The organism is Herbaspirillum sp. FG34 (genome assembly GCF_057809315.1).
This window is the reverse complement of sequence record NZ_JBMDJS010000041.1, coordinates 1-3,869: the sequence shown is the minus strand read 5'-3', so window position 1 is coordinate 3,869 and position 3,869 is coordinate 1. Positions and strand designations below refer to the sequence as shown.

General features: G+C 61.6%; 7 protein-coding genes. All 7 read right to left on the bottom strand.

The window, feature by feature from the left end:
- Window positions 1-384: hypothetical protein (locus ACODSZ_RS23005; RefSeq protein ID WP_488928633.1), on the bottom strand; the 384-nt coding region annotated here is incomplete at its 3' end.
- A gap of 35 nt (window positions 385-419) precedes the next feature.
- Window positions 420-1,049: a 3'-5' exonuclease gene (locus tag ACODSZ_RS23000; protein ID WP_488928632.1), complete on the bottom strand. Its 630-nt coding sequence runs from the start codon at window positions 1,047-1,049 to the stop codon at window positions 420-422.
- Window positions 1,050-1,051: 2 nt separating this feature from the next.
- The gene (locus ACODSZ_RS22995) at window positions 1,052-2,326 is read right to left on the bottom strand and encodes a recombinase RecT (RefSeq protein WP_488928631.1); all 1,275 of its coding nucleotides are present in this window, start codon (window positions 2,324-2,326) and stop codon (window positions 1,052-1,054) included.
- 23 nt (window positions 2,327-2,349) lie between these two features.
- The gene (locus ACODSZ_RS22990; protein WP_488928630.1) at window positions 2,350-3,150 is read right to left on the bottom strand and encodes a RecB family exonuclease; all 801 of its coding nucleotides are present in this window, start codon (window positions 3,148-3,150) and stop codon (window positions 2,350-2,352) included.
- Window positions 3,147-3,350 carry a hypothetical protein gene (locus ACODSZ_RS22985; protein WP_488928629.1) on the bottom strand — a complete coding sequence of 68 codons (204 nt, stop codon included), beginning with the start codon at window positions 3,348-3,350 and terminating at the stop codon, window positions 3,147-3,149. The genes ACODSZ_RS22990 and ACODSZ_RS22985 overlap by 4 nt, the downstream gene beginning before the upstream one ends.
- On the bottom strand, window positions 3,347-3,547 hold the full coding sequence (locus ACODSZ_RS22980; RefSeq protein WP_488928628.1) for a hypothetical protein: 201 nt from the start codon (window positions 3,545-3,547) through the stop codon (window positions 3,347-3,349). The genes ACODSZ_RS22985 and ACODSZ_RS22980 overlap by 4 nt, the downstream gene beginning before the upstream one ends.
- Window positions 3,544-3,753 carry a hypothetical protein gene (locus ACODSZ_RS22975; protein WP_488928627.1) on the bottom strand — a complete coding sequence of 70 codons (210 nt, stop codon included), beginning with the start codon at window positions 3,751-3,753 and terminating at the stop codon, window positions 3,544-3,546. The genes ACODSZ_RS22980 and ACODSZ_RS22975 overlap by 4 nt, the downstream gene beginning before the upstream one ends.
- Between the last annotated feature and the right edge of the window lie 116 nt (window positions 3,754-3,869).

The window sequence follows — 3,869 nt, the reverse complement described above, 5'->3', positions numbered from 1 at the left end:
CACCACAAAGTCCATGTTCACCGCGCCCTTGTCCTGCAGGAAGAAATTCACCTTGTTGATCACCGAGTCATTGAGCTTGACCTCGGACGGACCACCGGCACCGATGTGCGCCAGGAAGGTGTAGCCTTCCAACGACCCCTTATGCGAGAAGCGCGGGAATGGGAATTTCAGGTGCGGCAGTCGCGTGCCGCTCACCATATCGGCCTGGTCATCGCCGTAGTAGAAGGACGAGCGGTACAGCGGGTTGAAGTGATCAAGCACTTCGTTTTCCATGGGCGCGCCAATTCCGATATCGCAGACGCTGTGCTCGTCGCCCTTTTCATCCTTCTCCTTGCGGATGTTGATACTGGTGATGCGCACCATCTTGGTTTCGAGTTGGAACATTCGTTTCTCCGTAGTTGCGGGCTGGTGGTGGACGCTCAGGGAGCAGCCTTGGTAAGGGCTTCGATCAGTTCGAAGTAGACGACGCGGCACGCCGCCACATCAGCGCCGGCATCGTGAGCGTTTTCCATCGGCTTACCGGTGAAGAACTCATATGCCTCGGAGAGCTTCGGCTGCTTCGGATTGTTGCGGCCTGCCTTGATCATGGCCGCAGTGGGCGGAAGGTTCACGATCGCGGTGGAGTTCACGCAAGTGCAGAAGGATTCGCCATCCTTCCAGTGATCCGCGAAGGCAGCATCACGGTGGCGCATGCAAGCGATGCGCACCAGGCGAGCGTCGAACTGCTCGTTGTGGGCGATGCGGCCGTGCGTGGCCAGTGCCCACATGCTGAAGAACATATCCAGCACCACGGGAGCGTCCAGGCCGAACATTGCAGCGCGCTCGGTGCTGACGCCGGTCAGGGCTTCTACCTCGGGCGGAATGATCCAGCCGGCAGGCTTGATAAGCTGGCTCATGCTGGCGATAGTGCGGCGGGTGTCCAGGTCCACCAGGTCGGCGGCCAGCTGGAAGATATGCGGCTGGCGCGGATCCTCGGAAGGTTCCCGGAAGAGCGGCAGGCCGGTGGTTTCGGTGTCGTAGAAAAGAGCGGTGCGCATAGTGGTGGTCATCCTTATTCAGCGGTGAAGGTTTGGCGCGGCTTGGCTGCGCGGGTGGAGGTGCCGGCGGCGGCCGGCTGAGTGGCGAGCACTTCCTTGCGCTCGCGGTAGAAGGTGCGCAGCTCTTCCTGCTGGGCAGGGTCGGCCACTTCGCTGATCAGATCGGCAGCAACGTCCAGGACTTCCAGGTCAGTGGCCTTTTCGAGGGAGTCACGGACCTTGGCGTAGGACAGGCCTTGGTCCTGGCCACCGCCGCCCTGTTGCTGGCCCTGGGCTGCCTGCGGGCTGGTCTCACCAGCAGGCCCGGCGGTCGCGCCGGCCGTCCCGCCTGCTGCGGGCGCGCTTGAGTTCTGTTGATTTTTGTCATCGAATTCTGCAGGGTCACGGCGGCCAGTACCTTCTGGCATGACCACTGACGCGGAAGCAGAAAGGCGTCCGGTCACTTCGCCAGTGTCCGGATCGATTGTCGGAGCATCGTCCGGCAACAGGAGGAAGTCTGCGTCGATGGTTCCCATGCCTTGGTCGCGTCCTGCCTCGGCCATGCCGTCGAGCGCGGCTGCCTGCTGGAATTCGATGGAGAGCGGCAGGTATTTGGAAAGGCGACGGATGACTGTCTTGCGGCCCATCTCCACGAAATGGTCCTTCCAAGGCCCGTATTTCCCCTTGCTCTGCGTGGCTTCCATAATCTCTTGCACCTGGTGCACGCTCATAAATTCGCAGCAGTGTCCGCCATCCTTCAGCTTGGCCACTGCGTAGAAACCAATGATGGAGCCACGTTTGCCCATGGCTGGAGTGTGGTTCAGCTTCTCATCCAGGCCGTACACCAGCTCGAACTTGTCTGCCTCGCAGACTTCATGCGCTGCGATGCTGATGATCTGGCCGGAGCGGCGGGCCAGGTCGATGAGGCCCTTGTAGCCGATGATGACCTGCACTGAGTTGACCCAGCGTTCGTTACCGTCGGCATCCTTGCGCTTCGTGTTGAAGGGGACGAGGTAGGCATGGCCCAGTACAGTATTTGGCTCCAGGCCCATCTGGGCGCACTGGCCGATGGCGCCAACCAGAGAAGGAACGTCGCACTTCAGTAGGGCCGGGGTGGTGGTGGCGGCAATCTGGGCCACCTTCATGAGGCGCTCCGGATTCAGGTGCGCGGGCAGCATCTTAGCGATGTCGCCTTTCTTTTGTTCGAGGAAGTAGGCGATCTGGTCTTTCGGGCGCATTTGCGCGACCTCTGCCGGCGACTTCTTCATGGCGCCTTGTTTCACATCGGCGAGCGTGTTGATTTGAGACATGATTTCTCCAGGTTGAAGGTGGGTCATTCGTGGTACATGCACGTGTTCCAGCGCGCGCAGTACTTGGGGCTGCACAGCTGGGACTGCGGATTGGGAGGGAAAAGGCCGGTCTGGAACATCACCGCGGCATACTCGATCAGGCCCTTCTCATGCTCGGTACCGACCATGACGCGCTTGGCATCGAAGATGTGCGACACGCCAACATTGGCCGAGGCCGTGGTCTGCAGGCCGATGATCTGCGCCCCATCGGTAGGCTCGCCGTCGGTGTTCTCGGACATGAGCTGGTAGGCGCCGAGCTGCGCGGCGCGGCCCTGGGTGCTCACCTCGCCATTGGCGATTACCCGGGCTCCGGTCTTGATGTCCGGGATAATCTTGCGGCCGTCCACGCGCGCCACCCGGGCGCGGTCCATGGTGCCGGTCAGGCGCACCAGAATGCCGTTGCCACAATCGATCACCAGCGGCTCCAGCGCCATTTCGACGGACTGGTAATCCATGTTAGGCGCGATCTGCGAGCAGTAGCGGGCCAGCAGCTTGAGGCCGATGGCTTCGCCGTCACGCGGCTTCAGGTCATCCTGGTCGTAGTCGATTTCCTGCTCAGGGTTGTGCAGCTTCTCCACGAACACCCCAGCAGCGTCATCGATGCTGATGGGCGCGCCGTCCAGGTTGGCCTGGTCATACGCGGCGGTACCGGCATGTACGGCAGTGCCCAACTGCGCACGGAAGCCGCTCGGCTTGCGCATGCCCAGGATGTGTTCGCCTTCCCAGCGGTGGGCGCAGTCGAAGAGGGAGCCCCAGGAGGAGGCGCGTACGCGGATCTCGCTCACAGACTTTCTCCTGTCCATTGATGGAGTGGATCGGGTACGAAGCACATCGACGACCGCCAGTCATAGCCAGTGGTGATGTATTCGTTCTTGTCGTTGCCGATGTGGGCAACGTCCAAGACCTCACGGACAATCCAGCCGCCCGGTACCTTGGCGCGCATGAAATTGCCTTCCGGGCTTGCAAGTGGGTAAAACTTCATCATTGGCTGTCCCTTTGCACCGGCGCGGCCAGGTCGGCAGCCGGAAACTTGTTGGCGATGCGCAGCACGAACGGCAGGTGCCGCTGGTTGATTTCGCGCACGCGGGCCTGTTTCTCGGCGCGCTCGTTGGACTCTTGCTCTGCCGGCGACATGAAGGCGGGCAGCACGATGCAGGCGAAAACGATGAAGGCGGATTTCATGGCTGGCGCTGCGCGATCTTCCGCGCCTCCCATTCCGCATCGGTGAGCATCGGGTAAGTGCCGCGCCAGACGATGAAATCCGGGATGGTCATGGACGCGACCTGGCCGATCATTTCATCCCAGCTGCAGCCCTTGGTGTGCTTGTCGCCCTCGCGGACGTTGAACTTACCCTCGGGGCCGTCGATTTCGATGATGATCTGGCGCATTACGTCCCCCGCCCAAACTTTGGTGCCGGCATGACAGTGGGGGCGTCGGTCTGGTCAATGCTGGTCAGGGGCTCGCGCAGCGCTTCCTGCAGCAGGACCAGCGTGAAGATGGCGGT

Bases quoted from the DNA above. Each gene is read 5' to 3' on its own strand.
- ACODSZ_RS23000 (WP_488928632.1), bottom strand. From the start codon at position 1,049: ATGACCACCACTATGCGCACCGCTCTTTTCTACGACACCGAAACCACC.
- ACODSZ_RS22995 (WP_488928631.1), bottom strand. From the start codon at position 2,326: ATGTCTCAAATCAACACGCTCGCCGATGTGAAACAAGGCGCCATGAAG.
- ACODSZ_RS22985 (WP_488928629.1), bottom strand. From the start codon at position 3,350: ATGATGAAGTTTTACCCACTTGCAAGCCCGGAAGGCAATTTCATGCGC.
- ACODSZ_RS22980 (WP_488928628.1), bottom strand. From the start codon at position 3,547: ATGAAATCCGCCTTCATCGTTTTCGCCTGCATCGTGCTGCCCGCCTTC.
- ACODSZ_RS22975 (WP_488928627.1), bottom strand. From the start codon at position 3,753: ATGCGCCAGATCATCATCGAAATCGACGGCCCCGAGGGTAAGTTCAAC.